The sequence below is a fragment of the Pseudogemmobacter humi genome, assembly GCF_900609055.1.
In the GTDB taxonomy this organism is placed as follows: domain Bacteria; phylum Pseudomonadota; class Alphaproteobacteria; order Rhodobacterales; family Rhodobacteraceae; genus Pseudogemmobacter; species Pseudogemmobacter humi.
In genome coordinates this window covers 26,395-51,495 of the sequence record NZ_UXAW01000071.1, presented here as the reverse complement: position 1 = coordinate 51,495, position 25,101 = coordinate 26,395, and the positions used below count along the sequence as shown (strand labels likewise).

The 25,101-nt window shown below is 67.7% G+C and carries 20 protein-coding genes; 8 read left to right on the top strand and 12 right to left on the bottom strand.

Annotation, left to right across the window (positions count from 1 at the left end; all coding sequences use genetic code 11):
• Positions 1–49 precede the first annotated feature (49 nt).
• The 6 genes from XINFAN_RS11645 to xdhA all read right to left on the bottom strand — a co-directional run bounded on the left by XINFAN_RS11645 (position 50) and on the right by xdhA (position 8,404).
• Positions 50–982 carry an ABC transporter permease gene (locus XINFAN_RS11645; protein WP_124087036.1) on the bottom strand — a complete coding sequence of 311 codons (933 nt, stop codon included), beginning with the start codon at positions 980–982 and terminating at the stop codon, positions 50–52.
• Complete coding sequence (locus XINFAN_RS11640; protein WP_124087035.1) at positions 979–2,073, bottom strand: ABC transporter permease; 1,095 nt, start codon at positions 2,071–2,073, stop codon at positions 979–981. The genes XINFAN_RS11645 and XINFAN_RS11640 overlap by 4 nt, the downstream gene beginning before the upstream one ends.
• Positions 2,074–2,169: 96 nt before the next feature.
• Positions 2,170–3,702, bottom strand: a complete 1,533-nt coding sequence (locus XINFAN_RS11635) for an ABC transporter ATP-binding protein (protein WP_124087034.1) — start codon at positions 3,700–3,702, stop codon at positions 2,170–2,172.
• Complete coding sequence (xdhC, locus tag XINFAN_RS11630; RefSeq protein WP_124087033.1) at positions 3,629–4,645, bottom strand: xanthine dehydrogenase accessory protein XdhC; 1,017 nt, start codon at positions 4,643–4,645, stop codon at positions 3,629–3,631. The genes XINFAN_RS11635 and xdhC overlap by 74 nt, the downstream gene beginning before the upstream one ends.
• Positions 4,638–7,013, bottom strand: coding sequence for a xanthine dehydrogenase molybdopterin binding subunit (gene xdhB, locus XINFAN_RS11625; protein ID WP_124087032.1), 2,376 nt, complete (start codon positions 7,011–7,013; stop codon positions 4,638–4,640). The genes xdhC and xdhB overlap by 8 nt, the downstream gene beginning before the upstream one ends.
• The gene (gene xdhA / locus XINFAN_RS11620) at positions 7,010–8,404 is read right to left on the bottom strand and encodes a xanthine dehydrogenase small subunit (protein ID WP_124087031.1); all 1,395 of its coding nucleotides are present in this window, start codon (positions 8,402–8,404) and stop codon (positions 7,010–7,012) included. Before xdhA ends, xdhB begins: the two co-directional genes overlap by 4 nt.
• A 188-nt stretch (positions 8,405–8,592) precedes the next feature.
• Between xdhA and dnaE the strand changes: the two genes are divergently transcribed.
• Positions 8,593–12,144, top strand: a complete 3,552-nt coding sequence (gene dnaE / locus XINFAN_RS11615; protein ID WP_124087030.1) for a DNA polymerase III subunit alpha — start codon at positions 8,593–8,595, stop codon at positions 12,142–12,144.
• A gap of 26 nt (positions 12,145–12,170) precedes the next feature.
• Here dnaE and XINFAN_RS11610 read toward each other — a convergent pair whose 3' ends face one another.
• Both XINFAN_RS11610 and XINFAN_RS11605 read right to left on the bottom strand, forming a co-directional pair.
• On the bottom strand, positions 12,171–13,073 hold the full coding sequence (locus XINFAN_RS11610) for a DUF1444 domain-containing protein (protein WP_124087029.1): 903 nt from the start codon (positions 13,071–13,073) through the stop codon (positions 12,171–12,173).
• Between the two features lie 40 nt (positions 13,074–13,113).
• Positions 13,114–13,314 carry a SlyX family protein gene (locus XINFAN_RS11605; RefSeq protein ID WP_124087028.1) on the bottom strand — a complete coding sequence of 67 codons (201 nt, stop codon included), beginning with the start codon at positions 13,312–13,314 and terminating at the stop codon, positions 13,114–13,116.
• 84 nt (positions 13,315–13,398) lie between these two features.
• On the opposite strand from XINFAN_RS11605, the gene hisS reads away from it, so the two are divergent.
• The 3 genes from hisS to hisG are packed head-to-tail and all read left to right on the top strand — an operon-like array spanning position 13,399 to position 16,669.
• Positions 13,399–14,871 (top strand): histidine--tRNA ligase, encoded by a 1,473-nt coding sequence (gene hisS / locus XINFAN_RS11600; RefSeq protein ID WP_124087027.1) that lies wholly within the window; start codon positions 13,399–13,401, stop codon positions 14,869–14,871.
• Positions 14,868–15,965, top strand: a complete 1,098-nt coding sequence (locus XINFAN_RS11595; RefSeq protein ID WP_124087026.1) for an ATP phosphoribosyltransferase regulatory subunit — start codon at positions 14,868–14,870, stop codon at positions 15,963–15,965. Before hisS ends, XINFAN_RS11595 begins: the two co-directional genes overlap by 4 nt.
• Positions 15,962–16,669, top strand: coding sequence for an ATP phosphoribosyltransferase (hisG, locus tag XINFAN_RS11590; RefSeq protein WP_124087025.1), 708 nt, complete (start codon positions 15,962–15,964; stop codon positions 16,667–16,669). The genes XINFAN_RS11595 and hisG overlap by 4 nt, the downstream gene beginning before the upstream one ends.
• Positions 16,670–16,730: 61 nt before the next feature.
• Here the strand turns inward: hisG and XINFAN_RS11585 are convergent, their stop codons facing one another.
• From XINFAN_RS11585 to puuE, 3 genes are all read right to left on the bottom strand, one after another.
• Positions 16,731–17,201 carry an ureidoglycolate lyase gene (locus XINFAN_RS11585; RefSeq protein WP_124087024.1) on the bottom strand — a complete coding sequence of 157 codons (471 nt, stop codon included), beginning with the start codon at positions 17,199–17,201 and terminating at the stop codon, positions 16,731–16,733.
• Between the two features lie 136 nt (positions 17,202–17,337).
• Positions 17,338–18,180, bottom strand: coding sequence for a bifunctional allantoicase/(S)-ureidoglycine aminohydrolase (locus XINFAN_RS11580; RefSeq protein ID WP_124087023.1), 843 nt, complete (start codon positions 18,178–18,180; stop codon positions 17,338–17,340).
• A complete protein-coding gene (gene puuE, locus XINFAN_RS11575) occupies positions 18,177–19,592 on the bottom strand; it encodes an allantoinase PuuE (RefSeq protein ID WP_124087022.1) in 1,416 nt (471 codons plus the stop codon). Before puuE ends, XINFAN_RS11580 begins: the two co-directional genes overlap by 4 nt.
• Positions 19,593–19,716: 124 nt before the next feature.
• On the opposite strand from puuE, the gene uraH reads away from it, so the two are divergent.
• The 4 genes from uraH to XINFAN_RS11555 all read left to right on the top strand — a co-directional run bounded on the left by uraH (position 19,717) and on the right by XINFAN_RS11555 (position 24,591).
• A complete protein-coding gene (uraH, locus tag XINFAN_RS11570; protein ID WP_124087021.1) occupies positions 19,717–20,070 on the top strand; it encodes a hydroxyisourate hydrolase in 354 nt (117 codons plus the stop codon).
• A gap of 99 nt (positions 20,071–20,169) precedes the next feature.
• Complete coding sequence (locus XINFAN_RS11565; RefSeq protein ID WP_124087020.1) at positions 20,170–21,684, top strand: DUF2125 domain-containing protein; 1,515 nt, start codon at positions 20,170–20,172, stop codon at positions 21,682–21,684.
• Positions 21,685–21,934: 250 nt separating this feature from the next.
• On the top strand, positions 21,935–23,155 hold the full coding sequence (locus tag XINFAN_RS11560; RefSeq protein WP_124087019.1) for a urate hydroxylase PuuD: 1,221 nt from the start codon (positions 21,935–21,937) through the stop codon (positions 23,153–23,155).
• 158 nt (positions 23,156–23,313) lie between these two features.
• Positions 23,314–24,591, top strand: a complete 1,278-nt coding sequence (locus tag XINFAN_RS11555; RefSeq protein WP_124087018.1) for a solute carrier family 23 protein — start codon at positions 23,314–23,316, stop codon at positions 24,589–24,591.
• A 19-nt stretch (positions 24,592–24,610) separates the two neighbouring features.
• Here XINFAN_RS11555 and XINFAN_RS11550 read toward each other — a convergent pair whose 3' ends face one another.
• Positions 24,611–25,090: a VOC family protein gene (locus XINFAN_RS11550; protein ID WP_124087017.1), complete on the bottom strand. Its 480-nt coding sequence runs from the start codon at positions 25,088–25,090 to the stop codon at positions 24,611–24,613.
• Between the last annotated feature and the right edge of the window lie 11 nt (positions 25,091–25,101).

Below are 25,101 nucleotides of genomic sequence, written 5' to 3'. Positions count from 1 at the left end.
CAAGATTTCTCCCCGTTGTGGCGGAGGCGAGGCCCCCGCGAGACCTGCCTCAGCGCGAGGCGTGAAAATTCTGCCCGAGCGCGGCGGGGGCGCCCGTGGCCCGGCCGCGCCGCCCCGAAGACATGACGACCAGCACCACGATGGTTATCAGATAGGGCGCCATCGACAAGTATTCGACCGGGATCCTGTAGCCCGCCGCCTGGAGGTTCGGCCCCAGCACCATCAGCCCGCCGAAAAGCCAGGCACCGACCAGCACCCGCCCCGGCCGCCACGAGGCGAAGACCACGATGGCAAGCGCGATCCAGCCCACGCCGTTGGTCATGTTGTCGGTCCACTGCGGCACCCTGACCAGGCTGATATAGGCGCCGCCCATGCCCGCCATCGCGCCGCCGAACAGGATGCAGAGCAGGCGGATCCGGTTGACCTTGTAGCCGAGGGCATGGGCGGCCTCGTGGCTTTCGCCGACGGCGCGGATGATCAGCCCGGCGCGGGTGCGGTTCAGCACGAACCAGACCGCCGCCACCATGAACAGCGAGAACCACACCACCCAGTCGTGGCGGAACAGCATCGGCCCGAGGAAGGGGATGTCGCGCAAAGGCCCCATCGGCAGCGCGAAGGTCGCGGGCGGCTTGATCCCGTTGTAGCCCTGGCCCGCAAGCGAGGAGATCCCGATCCCGAACAGCGTAAGCGCCAGCCCCGTCGCCACCTGATTGGCCAGGAGCCCCTGGGTCAGCGCCGCGAAGATCAGCGAGAACAGCGCGCCGCAGACGGCTCCGGCGAGGAACCCGGCGACCGGGTTGTCCAGTTGCACCGCGGCGATGAAGCCGGATACCGCGCCGATGATCATCATCCCCTCGACGCCCAGGTTCAGCACGCCCGACCGCTCGACCACCGTCTCGCCGAGGGCGGCCAGCAGGATCGGCACCGAGCCGACCATCAGCGAGGCGAAGAGGACCGCGATGTCGATACCGCCGATGATCATGCCTCCGCTCCTTTCGCCGCGCCGCTCGGGCGCCTCACGCGGTAATTGGTCAGCACGTCGACCCCCAGCAGGAAGAACAGCAGCATTCCCTGAAACACCTGGATCGAGGCCGCGGGCAGGTTCATCGTCGATTCCGCGAGGCTGCCGCCGACATAGGTCAGCGCCATCATGAAACCGGCCAGCACGATCCCGAGCGGGTTCAGACGGCCGAGGAAGGCGACGATGATCGCGGTGAATCCGTAGCCGGAGGCGAAATTCTCGGTGATCTGGCCGCCGGGGCCGGTGGCCTCGAACAGGCCCGCCATCCCCGCCAACGCCCCGGTCAGGCCAAGGCAGAACACCACCAGCCGGGTGGGGCTGACGCCGTGGAACCGCGCCGCGCGCGGCGCCTGGCCCGCCAGCCGGATCTGAAAGCCGATGCCGTGGCGCGTCAGCAGCACATAGGCCGCCACCGCCACCGCCAGCGCGGTGACGCCGCCCCAGTGCAGGCCGGTGCGCTCGATCAGGTCGAAATTGCGCGCCGCCGGGTAAGAGCTGAAATTGCGGCTGCCCGGAAAGCCCATCCCCTCGGGGTTGCGCAGAAAGCCGAGCGCGGCTTTGGCGAGGATCGCCTCGGCGACATAGACCAGCATCAGCGAGACGAGGATCTCGTTGGTGTTGAACCGGGTCTTCAGAATCGCCGGGATCATCGCCCAGGCCCAGCCCCCGAAAGCGCCGGCCAGCACCATCGCGGGGAAGATCAGCCGGTTTTCCGTGGGATAGACCGCAAGACCGACCGAGGCCCCCACCACCGCGCCGATGATATACTGGCCCTCGGCGCCGATGTTCCAGATCCCGGCGCGAAAGCCCATGGCGAGCCCGATCGCGATCAGGATCAGCGGCGCCGCCTTGATCAGAAGCTGGGCGCGGAAATAGCCCGCATTGGCGCCGAACAGCGGATCCCAGAAGATGGTGCGGATCACCGTGACCGGATTCGAGCCGAGAGCCGCGAACAACAGGCCCCCCACGACCATGGTCAGCGCCACCGCCAGCACCGGCGTGGCCCAGAGCCAGAAGACCGAGGGATTGGGGCGTTTCTCCAGCCTCAGCATGGCGGCTTCCGGTGCGGCAGCCAAATTCCTTCAAAGGAATTTGCAATTTTCTTTGAAGAAAATTGCCCGGAAAGCTGTCGGGGCCCGGCGGCAGGGTCAGGTCGCAATCGTGGCCTCCTCCATCCCGTGGGCACCGCCCATCATCAGACCGATCTCGTCGCGTTGCAGCCCCCGGACCGGGCGCGGCGCCGAGAGCCTGCCCTCGTTCAGGACGGTGAAACTGTCGGCGATCTCCAGCAGCTCGTCCAGATCCTGGCTGATCACCAGGACGGCGGCGCCCCGTGCCGCACAGTCGAGGATCTTTTGCCGGATCGCGCCGGCGGCCGCGGCATCCACCCCCCAGGTGGGCTGGTTGATCACGATCACCTTCGCGCCCTGATCCAGCTCGCGCCCCATCAGGAACTTTTGCAGATTGCCGCCCGACAGCGCGCGGGCCGCCACATCCGGGCCGGGGGTGCGCACGTCGTAATCGCGGATCACCGCCTCGGTGAAGGCCCGCGTCTTCGGCCAGTCGATGAAGCCGCGCCGCGTCAGGCCCATCCGCACTCCGGCCGTCAGATAAGCGTTTTCGATCAGGCTCATATCCGGCGCCGCCGCATGGCCGTAGCGGTCCTCGGGCGCGGCCACCAGACCCGCCGCGCGCCGCGCCTGCGGCCCGAGCGCGCCGACCGGCCGGCCCATCAGCCGGATCGCGCCGGCCGGGCTGCGCAACTCGCCCGACAGCGCCAGCAAGAGTTCATCCTGGCCGTTGCCCGCGACGCCCGCCACACCCAGCACCTCGCCTTCGGACAGCGTGAAACTCACGCCCCGCAGCGGCGTGCCAAAGGGGATCGGCGAGGCGAGCGACAGATCCGTCACCGCCAGCGCCACCTCGCCCCGCGGCGCGGATGTGCGTTCCGGCGCGCTCAGCGAGGCGCCGACCATCAGCTCCGCCATCTCGCGGGCCGAGCGTTCGCGCGGCGTGCAGGTGGCGACCACCCTTCCGCGGCGCAGGATGGTGGCGGTGTCGCAAAGCGCGCGGATCTCCTCCAGCTTGTGGCTGATGTAAAGGATCGCGGTGCCCTGCTGCGCCAGCTTGCGCAGGGTATGGAACAGGATCTCCACCTCCTGCGGCGTCAGCACCGAGGTCGGCTCGTCCATGATCAGAAGGTTCGGATCCTGAAGCAGGCAGCGCACGATCTCGACCCGCTGGCGCTCTCCGGCCGAGAGATCGCCGACGCGGCGCCCCGGGTCCAGCGGCAGGCCGTATTCGGCCGAGACCGCCCGGATCCGCGCCGCCAGATCGCGCAGCTTGGGCGGATTTTCCATCCCGAGCGCGACGTTCTCGGCCACGGACAGCGCCTCGAACAGGCTGAAATGCTGGAACACCATCGCCACGCCCAGCCGGCGGGCCTCGGCGGGTTTCGCGGGCAGGTAGGGCTCGCCATGCAGGAACATGCGGCCCTGATCGGGGCGCACGAGGCCGTAGATCATCTTGACCAGCGTCGATTTCCCCGCGCCGTTCTCGCCCAGAAGCGCGTGGATCTCGCCCGGGGCGATGGTGAAGGAAACGTCGCTATTGGCGATCACCCCCGGCCAGGCCCGGGTCAGGCCCTCCAGCCGCAGGAGTTCGCCCGTTCCTGCCGTCATCCGCGACCTCCCCTCGGGTTTCCTTATTCAATCTCAATAGTTGCACCGCCACGCCCAGGGCAATGGCCTGCGGGTGTTTTCCAAGCGCAGTGTCCCCGATCGGACAGCGAATGCGCGCGATTTGCGCGGGCATATGGCCAAGGACCGCCAGCCGCGACCGGAACCGCGCCCATTTGGTGGCCGAGCCGATCAGCCCGGCCTCGCCGAATCCGTGGCGCAACAGACGGTGGCACAGTTCCAGGTCCAGAGCATGGGAAAAGGTCACGATCAGATGCCAGGCCCCGCGCGGCGCATGGGCGACCAGGTCCTGCGGCGCGGGGCTGTGCAGCACCGTCACGCCCTCGGGGATGATGTCGGGGAACCGCGCGGGCGCGGTGTCGATCCAGGTCAGGCGCAACTCGGGCAGCGGCGCCAGCACCTCTGCCAAAGCCCGCCCGACATGGCCCGCGCCCCAGAGCCAGACCTCGCGCCGGGGCACCGAGAGCGGCTCGACCAGCCAGCCGCCCGCCAGCGCCGGCCCCTTCGGCAGCCGCCCCCCGGCCCGTGCCGCCGCCATGATCCGCCGCACCGCCAGCGGCGCCTCGCCCGCGCCCGGCGCCACCGGCCGCGCGAACACCTGCCGCCCGGCCAGCGCGTCCAGCCGCGCCGCATCCCAGATCTCGCTGACCAGCGTGACCGCCCCGCCGCAGCATTGCCCGAGGCCCGGCCCGAGCGGCACCCGCTCCAGCCGCACCTCCGGCCCGCCCGCCAGCATCTCCCGCGCCCGCGCCAGGGCCGCCCATTCCAGCGCGCCGCCGCCGATGGTGCCCGACTGCCCCTCACGCCAGACCAGCATCCCGGCGCCTGCCTCGCGCGGGCTCGACCCGTCATGCGCCGCCAGCAGCACCCGCACGACCCGCCCCTGCGCCAGAACAGCCGCCCGCATTGCGCCGATGTCAGCCATGGCGCAGCCTTTCCACCGCATCCAGCACCGCCTCGGGCGTCGCGGGGGCGCGCAGATCGGGCCAGACCGAGCCGTCGCCGCAAGAGGCCACCGCATCCGCCAGCGCCGCCCAGGCCGAGATCCCCAGCATCAGAGGCGGCTCCCCCACCGCCTTTGATCGCCCCACGGTATCCTCGCGGTTGGGCCGGTCCCAGAGCGAGACGTTGAACACCCGTGGCCGGTCGGAACAGGCCGGGATCTTGTAGGTCGAGGGCGCATGGGTCGCCAGTCGTCCGCTGTCGTCCCAGACCAGCTCTTCGGTGGTCAGCCAGCCCGCGCCCTGGACATAGCCGCCCTCGATCTGGCCGATGTCGATCGCCGGATTGAGCGGCGAGCCGGTGTCATGCAGGATATCGGCGCGCAAAATGCGGTTCTCGCCGGTCAGCGTGTCGATTGCCACCTCGCTGACCGCAACGCCGTAAGCGAAGTAAAGGAACGGCCGGCCCACACCCTTCACCCTGTCCCAGGTGATCTTCGGCGTGGCGTAGAAGCCGGTGGCCGACAGCGCCACCCGGCCCTGATGCGCCCAGGCGGCGACGCGGGCGAAGGGATGTTCCTCGCCCCCGACCCGCACCATGCCGCCCCGGAACACCACCTTGCCGGGCGGCTGCTGGTATTTCCCGGCGATGAAATCGGCGATCCGGGCGCGGATCGTCTCTGCCGCCCGTTGCGCGGCCATCCCGTTCAGATCCGATCCCGAGCTTGCCGCCGTGGCCGAGGTATTGGGCACCTTGCCGGTATCGGTCGCGGTGATCTTCACCGCCCCGGTGTCCACCCCGAACACATCCGCCACCACCTGGGCCACTTTCTGGTTCAGCCCCTGGCCCATCTCGGTGCCGCCATGGTTCAGATGGATCGAGCCGTCGTGATAGACATGCACCAAAGCCCCGGCCTGGTTGAGCCAGGTGAGCGTGAAGGAAATCCCGAATTTCACCGGCGAAAGTGCGATCCCGCGCTTTATCACCGGCGATCCCGCGTTCCAGCGCGCGATCTCCGCCCGCCGCGCATGGTAATCACAGCGCTCCACAAGTTCCGCCACCATCCGGTCGGCGATGAAATCCTCGACCGGCATATGATAGGGCGTGGTCTGCACACCGGGCTTTGCATCTTCACCTTGATGAAAATACCCCACGGGGGCCCGGGGGTGTGAAACCCCCGGTTCCTCGGCCAGCCCCCTGGCGCCGCGATAGAAATTCACCCGCCGCACCTCCAGCGGATCCCGCCTCAGCGCAAAGGCTATGTGATCCATCACCCGCTCGATACCGATCATCCCCTGCGGCCCGCCGAAGCCGCGAAACGCGGTGGCCGAGGCGGTATGGGTCTTCAGCCGGTGGCTTCCGATGCGGACATGCGGCAGCCAGTAGCAGTTGTCGGCATGCAGCATGGCGCGGTCGGCGACGGCGAGCGACAGGTCCTGGCTCCAGCCGCAGCGCATCAGATGGGTGAAGTCGAGGCCCATCACCCGGCCCTGATCGTCGAAGCCAGCCTGGTAGCGGATCACGAGGTCGTGGCGCTTGCCGGTGATGACCATATCGTCGTCGCGGTCGTAGCGCATCTTGCAGGGCCGCCCGGTCGCCCGCGCCATCACCGCGCAGGCCAGCGCCAGCCAGTTGCCCTGGCTCTCCTTGCCGCCGAAGCCGCCGCCCATGCGGCGCGTCTCGACCCGCACCGCCGCCATCGGCAGGTGCAAAGCATGGGCGACCTTGTGCTGCACCTCGCTCGGGTGCTGGGTCGAGGCGAGGATATGAATGCCGTCCTCCTGCGGGATCGCGGCGGCGATCTGGCCTTCCAGATAGAAATGCTCCTGGCCGCCGACCGGAAGCTCTCCTTCGATGCGGTGCGGTGCGGTTGCAAGCGCGCCGTCCGGGTCGCCGCGGCTCCAGATCACCGGCCCGTCCTCGAACCGGCTGTTCGCGGCAAGGGCCTCTTCAATGGTCAGGATCGCGGGGAGCTCGCGATACTTCACCTGCGCCAGCCGCGCCGCGTGCCGGGCGGCGAGATGGCTTTCGGCGGCGATGAGGAAGACCGGCTGGCCGTGGAACTGCACAAGGCCGGGGGACAGAAGCGGCTCGTCACCGACCGAGGGCGAGCAATCCGGCACCGCACCGAGATCGCGGATCAGATCCGCCGCGCTCAGCACCGCGACCACGCCGGGCGCCGCGCGCACCGGGGCGAGGTCCATCGCCAGGATCTCGCCATGCGCCACGCGGGCCAGCCCGAAAGCCAGGTGCAATGTGCCCTGCGGCAGCGGGATGTCGTCGAGATAGCGCGCCGCGCCCGTCACATGCAGCGGCGCGCTGTCGTGGGGCAGGGGCTTGCCGATGCTCATGGCGCCACCTCCAGCACCGAGACCGGCACGCCGTTCAGATCGTGGAAACAGCGCAGGAGCATGTTCTGCGCTGCCCGCAGCCGGTAAGAGGCGCTGGCGCGCATGTCCGAGAGTGGGGCGAACTCCTCTGCCAGTGCTGCCATGGCGGCGCGGATCGTCGGCTCGCTCCAGGCCTGGCCCGTCAGCGCGGCTTCGGTATGGCTTGCGCGTTTCGGGATCCCGGCCATGCCGCCGAAGGCGATGCGGGCGGTCACTATATGCCCGTCCCGCAGGGTCAGGTTGAAACAGCCGCAGACCGCCGAGATGTCCTGATCAAAACGTTTCGACAGCTTGTAGCAGCGCAGGGCAGGGGCGGCGGCGGGGATCGTCACCGCCTCGACGAATTCGCCGGGGTGGCGGTCCTGCTTGCGGTACTCAATGAAGAAATCCTCCAGCGGTATCTCGCGCCGGGTCGCGCCGCGGCGCAGATGCAGCCGCGCCCCGAGCGCGATCAGCGCGGGCGGGCCGTCGCCGATCGGGGAGCCGTTGGCGATATTGCCGCCGATGGTCGCCGCGGCGCGGACCTGGGCCGAAGCGAAGCGGCGCAAGAGTTCCGCGAAGGCCGGATGCGGCCCGGTCAGGGCCGCGCGCAGCCGGGCGATGGTGACACCGGCGCCGATGCGGATGGTTTCGCCGGAATGTTCGATTTTCTGAAACTCAGCGATGGAATTGAGGAAAATCGGCACCGGAATGTCGCGGAATTGTTTGGTCACCCAGAGGCCGATATCCGTCGCCCCGGCGATCAGCGTGGCCTTCGGGTGCTGCGCGTAAAGCCCGGCCAGTTCGTCGGCGGTGCGGGGGTGGAAGCCGTGCTCTTCGCTCCCTTGCGGGCGCTCATCGCTGGCGAAGACGCCCGTAAGGGCGGATGAGCCGAGCCAGTCGGGCACCGGGGCCCGGGCCGCGGCCCCGGCGGCGCGGATGATCGGGGCATAGCCGGTGCAGCGGCAGAGATTGCCGGCGAGCGTGTCGTCATACGCATTCTCGCCGTTAAGATGCGCCACCGCCAGCGAGACCGCGATCCCCGGGGTGCAGAAGCCGCACTGGCTGGCGTGATGGGTGATCATCGCCTCCTGCACCGGGTGGAGCGCCCCCGTGGGACCGGACAGCCCCTCGACCGTGCGCACCGCCTTGCCGTGGATCTGCGGCAGGAACAGGATGCAGGCGTTCAGCGCACGCGTCCCCTGTTCGTCCGTCACCATCACGGTGCAGGCGCCGCAGTCGCCTTCGTTGCAGCCCTCTTTGGTGCCTTTCAGGCCGCGGGTCTCGCGCAGCCAGTCGAGCAGGGTCCGCACCGGGCTTTCGCCCTCCGCGCGAACCGGCGTTCCGTTCAGCAGAAACGCGATGCCGGTCATGGATCAGTCCGCCGCGGTCTCCTGGTTCGAGGCGTCCTGCGTGCCCGCCCGATGCGGCGTAAAGCTGGCGACGCGCCCCTTTGGTTTCCCCTATCAAGCCGGGTGCAGCGCCTTCTGGCAAGGAAAATCCGGCCCGGTCTTTTCCCGCCCGTCTTTCCGCCGCCGCGCCCCCCTGATAGGCTGACCCCATGTCAGGCGCGCCGCGATTCATCCATCTTCGCACCCATACCGAGCATTCGTTGCTGGAAGGGGCGATCCCGGTCAAGAAACTGGTCAGGCTGGCGGCCGAGGCCGGGATGCCCGCCATAGCCGTCACTGACACCAACAACATGTTCTGCGCGCTGGAATTTTCCAGCCATGCGAAGGACGCCGGGCTGCAACCGATCATCGGCTGCCAGATTGCGCTGGCCTATGATCCCGCCGCGCCGGGCGAGAAGCCCAGGATGCCCGCGCCGGTCGTGCTGCTGGCGCAGTCCGAAGCGGGCTACATGAACCTGATGAAGCTGAACTCCTGCCTCTATCTGGGCAAGGGGGGGCAACTGACCCAGGTGACGGTAGAGGAACTGGCCGCGCATGCGGGAGGGGTGATCTGCCTGACCGGCGGGCCCGAGGGGCCTTTGGGCAAGTTCTTCCAGGGCGGGCAGGGGCCGAAGGCCCGGGCTTTGGCGGAAAGACTGGCGGCGATCTACGGCGACCGGCTTTACGTCGAATTGCAGCGCCACCCCGGCGAGGGCGGGAAGCTGCCGCCGTCGGAATCCGGGTCCGAGCGCGGGCTGGTGGAACTGGCCTATGAGCTTGGCCTGCCGCTGGTCGCCACCAACGACGTCTATTTCCCGAAGCCTCAGATGTATGAGGCGCATGACGCGCTGATCTGCATCGCCGAGGGCGCCTATGTCGATCAGCTGGAGCCGCGCCGCCGCCTGACGCCGCAGCACTATCTGAAGTCCGAAGCCGAGATGTGCGCCCTGTTCGCCGATCTGCCCGAGGCGCTGGAAAACACCACCGAGATCGCGAAACGCTGCGCCTTCATGGCCAGCAAGCGCGCGCCGATCCTGCCGGTCTTCGCCGAGGACGAGGTGGAGGAATTGCGCCGTCAGGCCTGGGAGGGGCTTGAGGCCCGGCTCGCGGTGATCCCGCTGGCAGCCCCGCGCGAGGAATATGAGGAACGCCTCAGGTTCGAACTCGGCATCATCGAGAAGATGGGCTTCCCCGGCTATTTCCTGATCGTGGCCGATTTCATCAAATGGGCCAAGAAGAACGACATCCCGGTCGGGCCGGGGCGGGGCTCGGGCGCCGGGAGCCTCGTGGCTTACGTTCTGACCATCACCGACCTCGATCCTTTGCGCTACGCTTTGCTGTTCGAGCGGTTTCTCAACCCCGAGCGGGTCTCGATGCCCGACTTCGACATCGACTTCTGCATGGACCGCCGCGAAGAGGTGATCCGCTACGTGCAGGAGAAATACGGCCGCGAGAAGGTGGCGCAGATCATCACCTTCGGCGCGCTTCTGTCGAAAATGGCGGTGCGCGACGTGGGCCGGGTGTTGCAGATGTCTTACGGCCAGGTCGACCGGCTGGCCAAGATGATCCCGGTCGAGGGCGTGAAGCCGGTCTCGATCACCAAGGCTTTGGCCGACGAGCCGCGGCTGCGCGAGGCGGCGAAGGAAGAGGTGGTCGGGCGGCTTCTGAATTATGCCGAACAGGTGGAAGGGCTTTACCGTTCCGCCGGGACCCATGCCGCCGGGGTGGTGATCGGCGACCGGCCGCTGGACGAGCTGGTGCCGCTTTACCAGGATCCGCGCTCCGAAACGCCGGCCACCCAGTTCAATATGAAATGGGTCGAGGCCGCAGGGCTGGTGAAATTTGACTTCCTCGGCCTCAAGACGCTGACGGTGATCAAGGATGCGATCCGCCAGGTGCTGGAGGCGGGCCGCCCGCTGCATATCGCCCCGGACGGGCGCAAACTCTACGATCCGCCGCCGGGGGCCGAGAACGACATCGGCCATATCCCGCTGGACGATCCCGCGACTTACGAGCTTTACGCCGCGGCGCGCACGGTCGCGGTCTTCCAGGTGGAAAGCTCGGGGATGATGGATGCGCTCCGGCGCATGAAGCCGACCTGTATCGAGGATATCGTCGCGCTGGTGGCGCTGTATCGCCCCGGGCCGATGGAGAACATCCCGACCTATTGCGAGGTGAAGAACGGCGTCCGGCCGCTGGAATCGATCCATCCGACCATCGATTTCATCCTGAAAGAGACGCAAGGCATCATCGTCTACCAGGAACAGGTGATGCAGATCGCCCAGGTCATGGCGGGCTATTCGCTCGGCGGCGCCGACCTTCTGCGCCGGGCGATGGGCAAGAAGATCGCCGAGGAAATGGCGAAGGAACGCCCCAAATTCATCGAGGGCTGCACGAAGACCCACGGCATCGACGCGAAGAAATCCGGCGAGGTCTTCGATCTGCTGGAGAAATTCGCGAATTACGGTTTCAACAAGTCGCATGCCGCCGCCTATGCGGTGGTCAGCTACCAGACCGGCTGGATGAAGGCGAACCACCCGGTCGAATTCATGTCCGGGGTGATGAACTGCGATATCCATCTGACCGATAAGCTGGCGATCTACAAACGCGAGCTGGACCGGATGGGGGTGGGGGTTATCGCGCCCTGCGTGAACCGCTCGCAGGCGGTGTTCTCGGTGAAGGACCAGAAGCTGGTCTATGGTCTCGGCGCGCTGAAGAACGTCGGCGTCGAGGCGATGCGGATGATCGTCGCGGCGCGCGGGGCCGCTCCTCCGCCGTCACCGGCGTCGTCGCTGAACGAAGCGATGACGTCCGTCAGGACGGAAGAGCGGCCCTTCGCCTCGCTGTTCGATTTCGCCCGCCGGGTGGATCTGAAACGGATCGGCAAGCGCCCGCTGGAGATGCTGGCGCGGGCCGGCGCTTTCGACATGCTCGATCCGAACCGCGCCCGGGTGTTCGACGGGCTGGATTCGCTGGTCGCTTATTCTCAGGCGGTGCATGAGGCCCAGGGATCGGCCCAGGTCTCGCTGTTCGGCGAGGGCGGCTCCGACATCCCCGAGCCGCGGCTGCCGTTCCGCGACGACTGGCTGCCGGTCGAGCGGCTGGGGCACGAACATCAGGCGGTGGGCTTCTACCTCTCGGGCCATCCGCTCGACGATTACATGTCGGCGCTGAAGCGGCAGAAGGTGAAGACGCTGGCCGAGATCACCCAGGAGGCCCTCGCGAAGGGTCCGATCGTGGCGAAGATCGCCGGTTCGGTCAGCGCGCGCCAGGAGCGGAAATCCGCGAAAGGCAACCGCTTCGCCTTCGTCGCGCTCTCGGATCCGACCGGGCTTTACGAGGTCACCTGTTTCTCGGATGTGCTGGAGGCTTCGCGCGAATTTCTCGAACCCGGCAGCAATGTGGTGCTGACCGTGCGCGCCGATCCCGAAGGCGAGGGGGTGAAGCTGCTGGCGAATGCCGTCGCGCCGATCGACAGCGTGGCCGCCCGCGCCGAGGCGGCCGATCTGCGCATCCACCTCAACCGGCCCGAGGCGGTCGGCTCGGTCGCTTCGCTCCTCGCGAGGGCCGAGGGCCGCGCCCGCGCCAGTGTCACGCTTTGCGTTCCCGACGACGAGGGCCGCGAGATTGATCTGCTACTGCCCGAAAAGTGGCCGGTCACTCCGCAGATCCGCGGCGCGATCAAGGCGATGCAGGGCGTGGTGATGGTCGAGGAGGTCTGACGCCCGCGCCCCTGACCGGGCAGGGCTCAGGGCGCCAGCACCTCCCAGCCGGTGCCGGTCCAGCGGAACAATCCGGCGCTGACCGGATAAGGCTCGCTGGCGAAAAGCAGCTCCACGATGCTGCGAAACCTGGCCGTCTCACCCGGGTCGGGATCGGCAAGCCAGAGCAGCATGTTGCGGCTCGGCACCGCGGCGATCAGCGTGTCGGTCCCTGCGGCCTTTTGCTGCCAGAAGCCGGTCAGCAGCATCAGCGAGGATTCGTAATAGCCGTTCAGCCAGAGCACCCGAACCGCGCCTTCCTGCATCTCCTGGACCTCCGGCAGGCGCTTTTCCAGGTTTTCCAGCGCGATCCGCGCCACGGCCGCTTTCTCCAGTCCCATCTCCTCCATCTGCGTCCGGGTCAGCGAAGCGGTGATCTGCGGCCCATCCGCCACCCAGTAAGTGATCAGCCCGCCGGGAAAGGCGTCGTGCGGAAGCATTTCCGACCCCGCCGCCTCAAGCAGGTCCGCGCTTCGGATCACCGGCAGCAGCGCGCCGGGATCGGGGGCGGCCTCGCCCTCGGGACTGGCGATGGCCGAGCGGACAGAGACGAGCACGCTGCCGATATGGCTGTCGAGAATCTCCTGTCGGCGGGTGGCGTCGGGTGCGGCGCGAAGCGCGAGGTCGAGATTGTCGGGATATATGTTGATGATGGCGCCATCGGGCAGGGTCAGCGTGAGGCTGACATCCTGGTCGTTGCGCGTGACCGGAAGCTCCGGCACGCTTTCCCTCAGCGCCTGTTGCATCAGGCCGAGCGTCTCATGCCGATCGGCGGGCTGCGGCACCTCGGCCCGCGCATGGCCGGGAAACAGGAGCGCGAGGCAAAGAAGGATGGCGCTCAGCAGGCCAGGGGCGATGCCCGGGCCGCGGCGTAAAGACGGGAAGGACACCTGCGAAACTCCTGATGTTATGCCCCTGGGGATACGGGATTCACCAATGCGGCGGCGGTTTGTTGGCCTCGGGCGCCTCGCCCGCCATCGACTCGCGCTCGGCCTCGCGTTCCAGCAGCATCTGCACCCGCCGGGTCAGCACCGCGAGCTCGCGGTCCTGGCGGGCCACCACCCCGGACATATCGTCCACCGCGCGGATCAGATGCGCGATCTTTTCTTCGAGTTCCGTCGTCCGGTCCATCTTCTGCCCCCGCTTGCCGCGCTTTGCCCCATCCGCTAGAGGATGCGCTGACCGCTTCCAGACTGCAATGACCGGGGATCACCCATGTCCGAAGGCAAGACCCGCCGCCCGAAGGCCGAGACGCCCAAGGGGTTCCGCGACTATTTCGGCGCCGAGGTGACTGAGCGCAAGGCGATGCTCGACGCCATCGCCGGGGTCTATCACCGCTACGGCTTCGATGCGCTGGAAACTTCGGCGGTGGAGACGGTCGAGGCTCTGGGCAAGTTCCTCCCCGATGTCGACCGTCCGAACGAGGGCGTCTTCGCCTGGCAGGACGAGGACGAGGCCTGGATGGCGCTGCGCTACGACCTGACCGCGCCTCTGGCCCGTGTCGCCGCGCAATACCGCAACGATCTGCCCGCGCCCTACCGGCGCTACGCCATGGGGCCGGTCTGGCGCAATGAAAAGCCGGGGCCGGGGCGGTTTCGCCAGTTCTATCAATGCGATGCCGATACCGTGGGCGCGGCTTCGGTCGCCGCCGACGCCGAGATCTGCGCGATGCTCTCGGATGCGCTGGAGGTCGTCGGCATTCCGCGCGGCGATTATGTGGTGAAGGTCAACAACCGCAAGGTGCTGAACGGGGTGATGGAGGTCGCGGGCCTTGCCGGTGACGACAAGGCCGCCGAACGCGGCATCGTGCTGCGCGCCATCGACAAGATCGACCGGCTGGGTGAGGCCGGGGTGCGCGCGCTTTTGGGCGAGGGGCGCAAGGACGAGTCGGGCGATTTCACCAAAGGCGCGGGGCTCGGCCCCGGGCAGGCCGAAGTGGTGATGGGTTTCGTCTCGGCAAAGCGCGAGAGCGGCGCGGCCACCGTCGCGCGGCTGCGCGAACTGGTCGGCGGCTCGGTGCTTGGCGCCGAGGGCGTGGATGAGCTGGAAACCATCGCTTCGCTTCTTGGCGCCCAGGGGTATGGGCCGGACCGGATCGTCATTGACCCCGGCGTCGTGCGCGGCCTCGGCTATTACACCGGCCCGGTGTTCGAGGCCGAGCTGACCTTCGAGATCCTCGACGAGAAGGGCCGCAAGCGGCAGTTCGGCTCGGTCGCCGGTGGCGGGCGCTATGACGATCTGGTCAAACGCTTCACCGGCCAGGCGGTGCCCGCGACCGGGGTGTCCATCGGGGTGGACCGGCTGCTCGCCGCGCTTCGCGCCAAAGGCAGGGTCGCGGCGGACAGCGCCGGCCCGGTGGTGGTGACGGTGATGGACCGCGACCGGATGGCCGATTACATGGCGATGGTGGGCGATCTGCGCCAGGCGGGGATCCGGGCCGAGGTCTATCTCGGCAATCCGAAGAACTTCGGCAACCAGTTGAAATACGCCGACAAACGCGCCTCTCCGGTCGCGGTGATCCAGGGCTCGGACGAGGCCGCGCGGGGCGTCGTGGTGCTGAAAGACCTGGTGCTCGGCGCGAAGATCGCCGCCAGCGCCACGCTTGAGGAATGGAAGGACCGCCCCGCCCAGATCGAAGTCGCGCGCAAAGATCTGGTGAGCGCCGTGCGCAAGATGCTGGCGCAATGACCGACCGCGCCGCGATCCGCCTTGAGGCCGAACGGCTTTTCGCCGCCTTCCTGAGCGCGGGCGCGGTGCCGGTCGAGACCGACATCCTGCAACCCGCCGAGGTTCTGCTCGACCTTTACGGCGAGGACATCCGGGCGCGTGCCTATGTCACCGCCGATCCGCTGATGGGCGAGATGATGCTGCGCCCCGACTTCACCGTGCCGGTGGTGCAGGCGCATATGGCCGACGGCGCCGAGCCCGCGCGCTATGCCTATATGGGCGAGGTGTTCCGCCGCCAGGAAAGCCTGGACGCCCGGGCGCGGGAATATCTCCAGGTCGGGTTCGAGGTGTTCGACCGCGCCGCGCCCGAGGCCGATGCCGAGGTCTTCGCGCTTATCTCCGACACGCTGGCTGATCTGAACCTGCGCCCGGCGACCGGGGATATCGGCATCCTGATGGCGGCGGTGCGGGGGCTTTCCACCTCTGAGCGGCGCAAGGCGGCGCTGTTGCGTCATATCTGGCGCCCGAAACGCTTCCGGGCGCTGCTCGACCGTTTCGCGGGCCGCGCGCCGCAAGCCGCGGCGCGGGCGAGCCTGCTGGAGCGGCTGGCTTCCGACGCCGCCCCGGCGCTGATCGTCCAGGCCGGGCCGCTGGTGGGGCTGCGCTCGGCCGAGGACATCGCTGAGCGCGCCGCGGCACTGCTTGAGGATGCGAAGACACCGCCGATTGCGGCGACCGAGGCCGCGCTCATCTACGATCTGCTGACGCTCCAGGCCCCGGCCAATGCCGCGCTGGCGCATCTGCGCGGCATCGCGCCGATGCTGCCGGCGATCGAACCCGCGATCTCGGCCTTCGCCGCCCGGCTCGACGCGCTGAAGGCGCGCGGCGTGGATGTCGAACATCTGCCGTTCGAGGCCAGCCACGGCCGCACCACGCTGGAATATTACGACGGTTTCGTCTTTTCGCTGCTGGCGGGCGACCCGCATCTGCCCCCGGTCGCCTCGGGCGGGCGCTATGACGCGCTGACCGCCGTTCTGGGCCAGGGCCGCTCGATCCCGGCGGTGGGGGGGATCGTCCGGCCGGAGCTTGTGGCCAGGCTGCGGGGGGGCGCGTGATGCTCAAGATCGGGGTGCCCTCAAAGGGCCGGCTGATGGAGAAGACCTTCGACTGGTTCGGCGCGCGCGGCGTGGCCATGGCGCGCACCGGCAACGAGCGCGAATATTCCGGCGCGGTCGAAGGGGTCGGGGGGGTCGAACTGGTGCTCTTGTCGGCGGGTGAGATCCCGCGCGAACTGGCGGCGGGGCGGATCCATCTCGGCGTGACCGGCTCGGACCTCGTGCGCGACAAGCTGGCGGGCTGGCAGAATCAGGTGAGCGAATGGGCGCGGCTTGGCTTCGGCCATGCCGATCTGGTGATCGCGGTGCCGGCGGCCTGGATCGACGTGGACACGCTCGACGATCTGGATGCCGCCGCCGCCGCCTTCCGCGCGCGTCACGGCTTCCGGCTGCGGATCGCCACCAAATACCACCGGCTGGTGCGCGACCACCTGACCCGCAACGGGGTGGCGGATTACGCTTTGGTGGACAGCCAGGGCGCGACCGAGGGCACGGTGAAGAACCTGACCGCCGAAGCCATCGCCGATATCACCTCGACCGGCGAGACTTTGCGGGCGAACCACCTGAAGATCCTGTCCGACGGCCCGATCCATCAGAGCCAGGCCACGCTTTACGCCGCGCACAATGCGGAGTGGGGCGGGCCGGAACGCTCCGCGCTCGCAGGATTGGCGGCAAGCCTCGGCCTTCCGCTCCCGGTCTTCTGACTTTCACCTTGATCCAAATACCCCACGGGGGCCCGGGGGTGTGAAACCCCCGGCTTTCGCTTCAGCCTGGTACCCGCCAGGGCGCGGGATAACGGTATTCCTCCAGATTCGGTCCGGGTCCGATCCGGTCCACCACGGCGAAGAGGCCGGGGGGCGCGAGCGGCGCCAGCACGCCGTGCCAGGTGCCGCGGCGCAGGTTGATGCCCTGCGCGCCGTTGGTCAGGAACGCGCGCGGCACCGCGCCGGGGGCTTCCGCGACGATCACGAGGAAGGGCTGCTGCGAGAGCGGCAGGAAGGCCTGGCTGCCCTGTGGGTGGCGCTCGATCAGATCGAAGACATAGGGCAGGCTGCGCGGCTCGGCCTGGAAGACCGAGATCCCGGCGCGGCCGTCCGTGAGTTCGAGCCGGGCGAGGTCGTGGTGGCGACGGCAGAGCCCCTCATTGATGAGGCGGTACTCGCCCGCGGCTTCGAGCACCTCGCCGAAAGGGGCGAAGGCGGCGGCGCTCAGCGGTTCGGGGCGGATGTCGCGCATGGTCGGGCCTGTTGGATGGTGGAAAGCGCCGGGGCTCTGCCCCCATGCCGCCGGTTCCTTGAACCGGTGGCGGATCCGGCAGCATACCCGGGATATTTAGAGACAGAAAATGAGGGGCGGGGGTAGTGCAGAGGGATCAGCGACCGAAGCCGCCGGGGCCGCGCAGTTTCGCGTGGCGGTTCACGTCCTTGTAGAGCAGGTAGCGGAACGGGCCGGGGCCGCCGGCGTAGCAGGCCTGCGGGCAGAAGGCGCGCAGCCACATGAAATCGCCGGCCTCGACCTCGACCCAGTCGCGGTTGAGCCTGTAGACCGCCTTGCCTTCCAGAACGTAGAGCCCGTGTTCCATGACATGGGTTTCCTCGAAGGGGATGGTGCCTCCGGGCTGGAAGGTGACGATGGTGACATGGCCGTCGTGGCGCAGGTCAGTTGGGTCCACGAAGCGGGTGGTGGCCCAGGCCCCTTCGGTATCGGGCATCGGTGTGGGCGGGATGTCGTCTTCGCTGATCACCACCGGATCTGGCGGCGTGAGGCCGGGGGCGGGCTCCCAGAGCTTGCGGATCCAGTGGAAACGGGCGGGCGCGCGGCCCTCGGCGTAAAGGCTCCAGGACGTGCCGGGCGGGATATAGGCGAAGCTGCCGGGGCCGGTCTCATAGCCTTCCCCGCCGATGGTCAGCGTGGCGAGGCCGGCGGTGAAGAACAGCCAGGCTTCGGCACCCGCCTCGGGCTCGGGCGTGTCCGAGCCGCCGCCGGGTTCCACCTCCATCACATATTGGCTGAAGGTTTCGGCGAAGCCTGTCATCGGCCTTGCGATGATCCAGAGCCGGGTTTTCGTCCAGCCCGGCAGGAAGCTGGTCACGATGTCGGAGAAGCAGCCTTTCGGGATCACCGCGTAAGATTCGGTAAAGACCGCGCGTTGCGTCATCAGCTGCGTCTGCGGCGGCAGGCCGCCCTGGGGGATGTGATAGCTGCGGGGGGTCATGGCAGGAGATCCTTCAGGCGGAGTTCCGCGATCCGCTCCACCTGGGCGCAGGCGGTGGCGCATTCGGTGGCGCTGTCATGGGCGATGCGGGTGCGGAAGGCGGCGAGGATGGAGGCCTTGTCGTGATCGCGCACCGCGATGATGAAGGGGAATCCGTGGCGTCGGGTATAGTCGGCGTTGAGGCTCTGGAAGGTGCCGCGTTCTCCGTCGGTCAGCGCGTCGAGCGCGGCGCTGGCCTGCTCGGCGGTCGAATCCGCCGTCAGCCGTTTCGCCTGCGCCAGTTTGCCGGCGAGATCGGGATGGGCGCGCAATACGCCCAGCCGTTCCTCGGGGCTCGCGGTGCGGAACACCCGCGCCAGCGCATTGTGCAGCCCCGCGGCGCAGTCATGGGCGGGGCCGAGTTCCAGATCCCAGGCCCGTTCGGCGATCCAGGGCGAATGCTCGAAAATGCCGCCGAAGCGTTCTATGAACCGCGCTTTCGTCATTTGCGAGGGGCGTTCAAACCGGCGCGGCGGATGCGTGCGGCGCCAGTGACCGGCGATGTCGAGGCGGCGGGGGAACCAGACGCCCTCATGCCCGAGCGCATAGTCGAGGAAGCGTTGCAGGCCCGCGCATTTGCCGGGGCGGCCGATCAGCCGGTTGTGCAGCCCGACCGAGAACATCTTCGCCCGGCCTTCGCGCCCTTCGGCGTAGAGCACATCGAACGTGTCTTTCAGATAGGTGAAGAATTCCTCGCCGGTGACATAGCCCGGCGCAGTGGCGAAGCGCATGTCGTTCGCCTCCAGCGTGTAAGGGATCACCAGCTGGTCGTGATCGCCAACCTCCAGCCAATACGGCAAGTCGTCGTCATAGGCGTCGGAAATCCAGTCGAGCCGCCGGGTTTCCGCCGTCAGCCTCAGCGTATTGGCCGAGCAGCGCCCGGTGTACCAGCCGCGGGGGGGCGCGCCGGTGACTTCCTCATGCAGGCGGAAGGCGTCTTCGATCTGGCGGCGCTCGTCCGCCTCGGACATGTCGCGATGCTCGACCCATTTCAGCCCGTGGCTGGCGATCTCCCATCCGGCCTGCTTCATCGCGGCCACCTGCGACGGGCTGCGCGCCAGCGCCGAGGCCACGCCGAAGACGGTGACCGGCACGCCGCGCGAAGTGAACAGGCGGTGCAGCCGCCAGAACCCGGCCCTGGCGCCGTAATCGTAAAGCGATTCCATATTGTGATGGCGCTGGCCGGGCCAGGGCGCGGCCCCGGCGATGTCGGACAGAAAGGCCTCGGACTGGGCATCGCCGTGCAACAGGCAGTTCTCGCCGCCCTCTTCGTAGTTCAGGACCAGCGAGACGGCGATTCTGGCGCCGCCGGGCCAGGCGGCATCGGGTGGCTCTGCCCCGTATCCGCGGGTGTCGCGGGGGTAGCGCTGCATCCCTGGTCCTCCGTTTCGTCTCTCGGGCATAGAGTGCACGTCCCGCGCCGTCTTGCAATCTCGCCCGCCTCTCGCCAGCGGCGGCGTTTCGTGTTTTGCTTGGAACAGAGCGGAGGGGAAGCGGATGAGCGGCAGGCTGACGACCCATGTGCTGGATACTGCGCGCGGCTGCCCGGCGGCGGGCGTGAAGATCGCGCTTTACCGGCTGAGCGGACATTCGCATCGCAGGATCGCGGAAACCGCGACCAATGCCGATGGCCGCACCGACGCGCCGCTGCTGAGCGGTGCCGCGCTGAAAGCGGGCGTCTATGAGCTGGTGTTCTTCGCGGGCGATTATCTGCGGGCGAACGGGGCGGGGGCGGAGATCCTGTTCCTCGACCAGATCCCGATCCGGTTCGGTGTCAGCGATCCCGCGCAGCACTATCATGTGCCGCTGCTTCTCAGCCCCTGGGCCTATTCGACCTATCGCGGCAGCTGAGCCCGCGGTAATGCGCCGGTAACAAAAGCCCGACTTGCAGAGCGCCGGCAAACTGGTCCATGTGTCGCGCGAGTTTTATCATCCGTCAGGAGAGGTTCCATGGCCCATCTCAGGCATTTTGCCGCCGTTCCCGTAATTGTTGTTCTGATGGGCGGCAGCGCGCATGCGGCGCTTACCGCGGATCAGATCTGGCAATCCTGGAAGGATGGCGCGACGCTGGTCGGGCTGAACATCACCGCCGCCACCGAATCCAATTCGGGCGGTGTGCTGACGCTGAACGGGATCAGCATCGCCCCCGCGGGCGAGACCAGGGCCTTCACCATCTCTGACCTGACGCTGACCGAGAACGCCGACGGCACCGTGGCGATCGCGCCGGGCGATGCGATCGGCGCCGATTTCGGCACCGCCGAAGAGGGCGGCAAGATCGCCGTGACCCATGACGGGCTGAGCCTTGTCGCGAAGGAAGGCGGCAATGGCGGCATCGTCTACGACTACAGCGCCGCGAAGCTGGACCTGACCTATGATTTCACCGCCCCGGGCTATTCCTTCGACGAAAGCCAGCCCGCCGAGCCGGGCAAGGAAAACGGCACCATCGGGTTTCAGGATCTGAGCGGCCAGTACAGCGACACCCCCGGCGACAACCGCACCTTCGGCCTGACCCTGGCGGCGGCGAAGCTGATCTACGATATCTCGTCGGATCAGCCCGCTTTCGGCATGAAGACCGCCCAGACCAGCGAGACCGACAGCATCACCATCGGCGGCGAATTCGTGCTGCCCTCGGGCATCGCGCTCGGCGAGATCGATTCGGCCGCTGAATTCGGCGAGGCGCTGCAACAGGGCCTGTCGGTGAAGCTCAACTCCACCCAGGGCGTGTCGAAAGGCACGGCCAGCCAGCAGGACATGTTCCTGCCCTACGACATGGTGATGGAGGCCGGCGCCGGCACCGCAGATCTGCTGTTCAACAAGGATGTGTTCAGCCTGACCTCGAAAGGCGACGGCGGCTTCACCATGGACATCACCACCCCGGCCTCGCCGGCGCCGGTGAAGATCAGCATGGACACGATCGAGATGAACCTGCTGTCGCCGGTCATGTCGGGCGAGACTGCCGGGGATTACGGCATGGTGCTGAAACTGGGCCAGCTGGTGCTGAACGACGAGGTCTGGGGCATGTTCGACCCCGGCGCCGCGCTGAAGCGCGAGCCCTTCGACCTGGCGGTGGATCTTGCCGGCAAGGCGAAGGTCGACTGGATCGCCATGATGGTCGCCGACGAGACCGGCGGGCCCGCAGTGGTGCCCGAGCCGGAATCGCTCAACATCAATCAGATGGCGCTGAAACTCGCCGGGGCGGCGCTCGACGCGACCGGCGCGCTGACCTTCGACAATACCGCGGGCTTCCCGGCGCCCCTGGGCGAGGCCACCGTGAACATCTCGGGCGCCGATCAGCTGATCAACGGGCTGATCGCCACCGGCATCCTCAGCGAGGATGATGCGATGATGGCCCGGATGATGATGGGCGGCTTCATGGTTCCGGGCAGCGAGCCCGACACGCTGACCTCGAAGGTCGAGTTCAAAGAGGGCTTCCAGATCTTCGCCAACGGCCAGCAGATCCAGTAACCTTCCGATACGGATGCAGGGCACGCGGCCTCCTTCCGGGGGCCGCGTCTTGCTTTCTGGCCCCGGGCTGCGCGCGCTACCCCGGATTTTTCGAAAAATCCGGGCCGGAGCCTTCGAAGGCTCCGGGGCCGGGACATCGCCGGGGCGGCTGTCCCCCGGCCCAGGCGGAGGAAGCCCGCGGCATTATCGGGATTCACAGCCCCCGCCCGGCCGGTATAGCCTTGTGCGCAGCGATCCGGGGAGGACAGCGATGTATGACTGGGTGGTGCTGTGGGAATGGGTGGAGATCGCCGTCCGCTGGCTGCATGTGATCACCGCCATCGCCTGGATCGGATCGTCCTTCTATTTCGTCGCGCTCGACCTGGGGCTCAGGCCCGCGCCCGACCTGCCCGCGGGCGCGCATGGCGAGGAATGGCAGGTTCACGGCGGCGGATTCTATCACATCCGGAAATATCTGGTCGCCCCCGCCCGGCTGCCCGAACATCTGATCTGGTTCAAATGGGAAAGCTACGCCACCTGGCTTTCGGGTTTCGCGATGCTGGTGCTGGTCTATTACCTCGGGGCGGAGATGTTCCTGATCGACCCGCAGGTGCGCGCGTTGGAGATCTGGCAGGCGGTGGCGGTTTCGCTGGCCTCGCTGGCCTTCGGCTGGCTGGTCTACGACCGGATCTGCAAGACCTTCGTCAACGCGAACCAGACGCTGGTGATGCTGGCCCTGTTCGCGGTGCTGGTGGGCATGGCGTATTTCTACACGCAGATGTTCTCGAGCCGCGCGGCGCTGTTGCACCTCGGCGCCTTCACCGCGACGATCATGAGCGCGAATGTCTTCTTCATCATCATTCCCAATCAGAAGATCGTGGTGGCGGATCTGCGGGCGGGCCGCACGCCCGATCCGAAATACGGCCGCATCGCCAAGCAGCGCAGCACGCATAATAATTACCTGACGCTGCCGGTGCTGTTTCTGATGCTGTCGAACCATTACCCGCTGGTCTTCGCCACCGAATACAACTGGATCATGGCCAGCCTGATCTTCCTGATCGGAGTGACGATCCGGCACTGGTTCAACACCCGCCACGCGGGCCGCGGCAATCCGCACTGGACCTGGGGCGTCACCGTGGTGCTGTTCCTGCTGATCGCCTGGCTTTCGACCGCGCCCCTGCGCACGGAGCCCGGCGAGGCCGCGCTGAAGGGCGAGGCCCTGCGCTTCGCCGCAGCGCCGGGCTTCGATGATGTCGTCACCATCGTCCAGGGCCGCTGTGCCATGTGCCATGCGGCCGAGCCCCTGTGGGAGGGGCTGCACTGGCCCCCGAAAGGCGTGGTGCTGGAGACGGATAGCCAGATCGCCCATGCGGCGCGGCGGATCTTCCTTCAGGCCGGGGTCAGCCATGCGATGCCGCCGGGGAACCTCAGCTTCATGGAAGAGGACGAGCGCCGCCTGATCGCCGCCTGGTTCCGCGCGGGTGCGGGCTGAGCGCCCGGAATTTTCCAAAATTCCGGTCAAATTTCTTCGAAGAAATTTGCAAAATCCTTTGAAGGATTTTGGCCCGCTTTCCGGCGGCAGAGAGGGGCTGGCGGGCATGGGCGGTTTTCCGCTATGGCCTGATGCGCAAAGACAAACCCGAGGAATCCATGTCTTATTTCCCGAAATGGCGCGCGGCTTCCGGCGCCACCGTCCTGCCGGACGAGAGGCTGCCGGCCGGGGCCTCGCTGGCGATGGGGGTCCAGCACCTCCTGGCCATGTCCGGCTCGACCATCGTGGCGCCGCTGATCATGGGGTTCGATCCCAATGTCGCGGTGTTCTTCTCGGGGGTGGGCACGCTGCTCTTCTTCCTGATCACCGGCGGGCGGGTGCCGAGCTATCTGGGCTCCTCCTTCGCCTTCATCGCGGTGGTGATGGCAGTCACGGGCTATGCCGGATCGGGGCCGAACCCGAACATCGGCCTCGCGCTTGGCGGCATCATCGCCTGCGGGCTGATCTATGCGCTGATCGGGCTGGTGGTGATGGCAATCGGCTCGGGCTGGGTCGAAAAGCTGATGCCGCCCGCGGTGACCGGCGCCATCGGGGTGGCGATCGGGCTGAACCTTGCCCCCGTGGCGGTGGGGCAGCTCAAGGGAAGCGGGGCGCATATCTCCATCGCGCTCGCCACGGTTCTGTGCATGGCGCTGATCTCGTGCCACGGGCCGCAGGCCCTGCGCCGGGTCTCGGTGCTGCTGGCGCTGGTGTTCGGCTACGGCCTCGTGCTGGTGCTCGGGAACGGGCTGGCGCTGGTGCCGGGGATCGGTTTCCAGGCCGTGGCCGACGCGCCCTGGTTCGGCATGCCCAATTTCACCACACCCGAGTTCAGCTGGCCCGCCGTCAGCCTGATCGCCCCCGTCGCCATCGTGCTGGTGGCCGAGAACCTCGGCCATATCAAGGCGCTCGGCTCGATCACCGGCCAGAGCATGGACCGCTACATCGGCCGCGGCTTCCTTGGTGACGGCATCGCCACCATGATCGCCGGATCGGGCGGCGGCACGGGTGTGACCACCTATGCCGAGAACATCGGCGTGATGGCGATGACCCGGGTCTATTCGACGCTGATCTTCGTGATCGCGGCGCTGGTCGCCATGGGGCTGGGCCTGTCGCCCAAATTCGGCGCGATCCTGCAAACCATCCCGGCGCCGGTGCTGGCCGGGCTGGCGGTTTCGGTCTTCGGGCTGATCGCCTCGGCGATGGCGCGGATCTGGGTGGTCAACCAGGTCGATTTCACCGACCCGCGCAACCTGTTCACCGTCGGCGTGTCGCTGATCTTCGGCGCGGGCGACTTCACGCTGAACATCGGCGATTTCGCGCTCGGCGGGATCGGCACCTCGACGCTGGCGGCGCTGGTGCTCTACCAGATCCTCAGCATCGGCCGCAAAGCTTGAGCTCCTTTCGCCCGGCGCCTCAGCCGCGCCGGGCGGCTTCGATGGCGGCCAGGTCGATCTTCTGCATGGTCATCATGGCGGCGAAGGCGCGCTTCGCTTCCTCGCCGCCCACGGCAAGCGCCTCGGTCAGCACCCGGGGCGTGATCTGCCAGGACAGGCCCCAGCGGTCCCTGCACCAGCCGCAGTCGCTGGCCTGACCGCCGTTTCCGATGATCGCGTTCCAGTAACGGTCGGTTTCCTCCTGGCTGTCGGTGGCGATCTGGAACGAGAACGCCTCGCTGTGGCGGAACGCCGGCCCGCCGTTCAGCCCGATGCAGGGGATGCCCGCCACGGTGAAATGCACCGTCAGCACATCGCCCGCCCGGCCCGAGGGGAAATCCGACGGCGCGCGGAACACCGCACCGACCCTGCTGTCGGGAAAGACCGAGGCATAGAAGCGCGCGGCCTCTTCGGCCTCTTTGTCGAACCACAGGCAGATGGTGGCCTTCGGACTGGTCATGGCTTGTCCTT

Bases quoted from the DNA above. Each gene is read 5' to 3' on its own strand.
- hisS (WP_124087027.1), top strand. From the start codon at position 13,399: ATGTCCGAAGGCAAGACCCGCCGCCCGAAGGCCGAGACGCCCAAGGGG.
- XINFAN_RS11550 (WP_124087017.1), bottom strand. From the start codon at position 25,090: ATGACCAGTCCGAAGGCCACCATCTGCCTGTGGTTCGACAAAGAGGCC.
- dnaE (WP_124087030.1), top strand. From the start codon at position 8,593: ATGTCAGGCGCGCCGCGATTCATCCATCTTCGCACCCATACCGAGCAT.
- XINFAN_RS11585 (WP_124087024.1), bottom strand. From the start codon at position 17,201: ATGCGCGACATCCGCCCCGAACCGCTGAGCGCCGCCGCCTTCGCCCCT.
- puuE (WP_124087022.1), bottom strand. From the start codon at position 19,592: ATGCAGCGCTACCCCCGCGACACCCGCGGATACGGGGCAGAGCCACCC.
- xdhA (WP_124087031.1), bottom strand. From the start codon at position 8,404: ATGACCGGCATCGCGTTTCTGCTGAACGGAACGCCGGTTCGCGCGGAG.
- XINFAN_RS11605 (WP_124087028.1), bottom strand. From the start codon at position 13,314: ATGGACCGGACGACGGAACTCGAAGAAAAGATCGCGCATCTGATCCGC.
- uraH (WP_124087021.1), top strand. From the start codon at position 19,717: ATGAGCGGCAGGCTGACGACCCATGTGCTGGATACTGCGCGCGGCTGC.
- xdhB (WP_124087032.1), bottom strand. From the start codon at position 7,013: ATGAGCATCGGCAAGCCCCTGCCCCACGACAGCGCGCCGCTGCATGTG.
- XINFAN_RS11565 (WP_124087020.1), top strand. From the start codon at position 20,170: ATGGCCCATCTCAGGCATTTTGCCGCCGTTCCCGTAATTGTTGTTCTG.
- XINFAN_RS11645 (WP_124087036.1), bottom strand. From the start codon at position 982: ATGATCATCGGCGGTATCGACATCGCGGTCCTCTTCGCCTCGCTGATG.
- xdhC (WP_124087033.1), bottom strand. From the start codon at position 4,645: ATGGCTGACATCGGCGCAATGCGGGCGGCTGTTCTGGCGCAGGGGCGG.
- XINFAN_RS11635 (WP_124087034.1), bottom strand. From the start codon at position 3,702: ATGACGGCAGGAACGGGCGAACTCCTGCGGCTGGAGGGCCTGACCCGG.
- XINFAN_RS11595 (WP_124087026.1), top strand. From the start codon at position 14,868: ATGACCGACCGCGCCGCGATCCGCCTTGAGGCCGAACGGCTTTTCGCC.
- XINFAN_RS11640 (WP_124087035.1), bottom strand. From the start codon at position 2,073: ATGCTGAGGCTGGAGAAACGCCCCAATCCCTCGGTCTTCTGGCTCTGG.
- XINFAN_RS11580 (WP_124087023.1), bottom strand. From the start codon at position 18,180: ATGACCCCCCGCAGCTATCACATCCCCCAGGGCGGCCTGCCGCCGCAG.
- XINFAN_RS11560 (WP_124087019.1), top strand. From the start codon at position 21,935: ATGTATGACTGGGTGGTGCTGTGGGAATGGGTGGAGATCGCCGTCCGC.
- XINFAN_RS11555 (WP_124087018.1), top strand. From the start codon at position 23,314: ATGTCTTATTTCCCGAAATGGCGCGCGGCTTCCGGCGCCACCGTCCTG.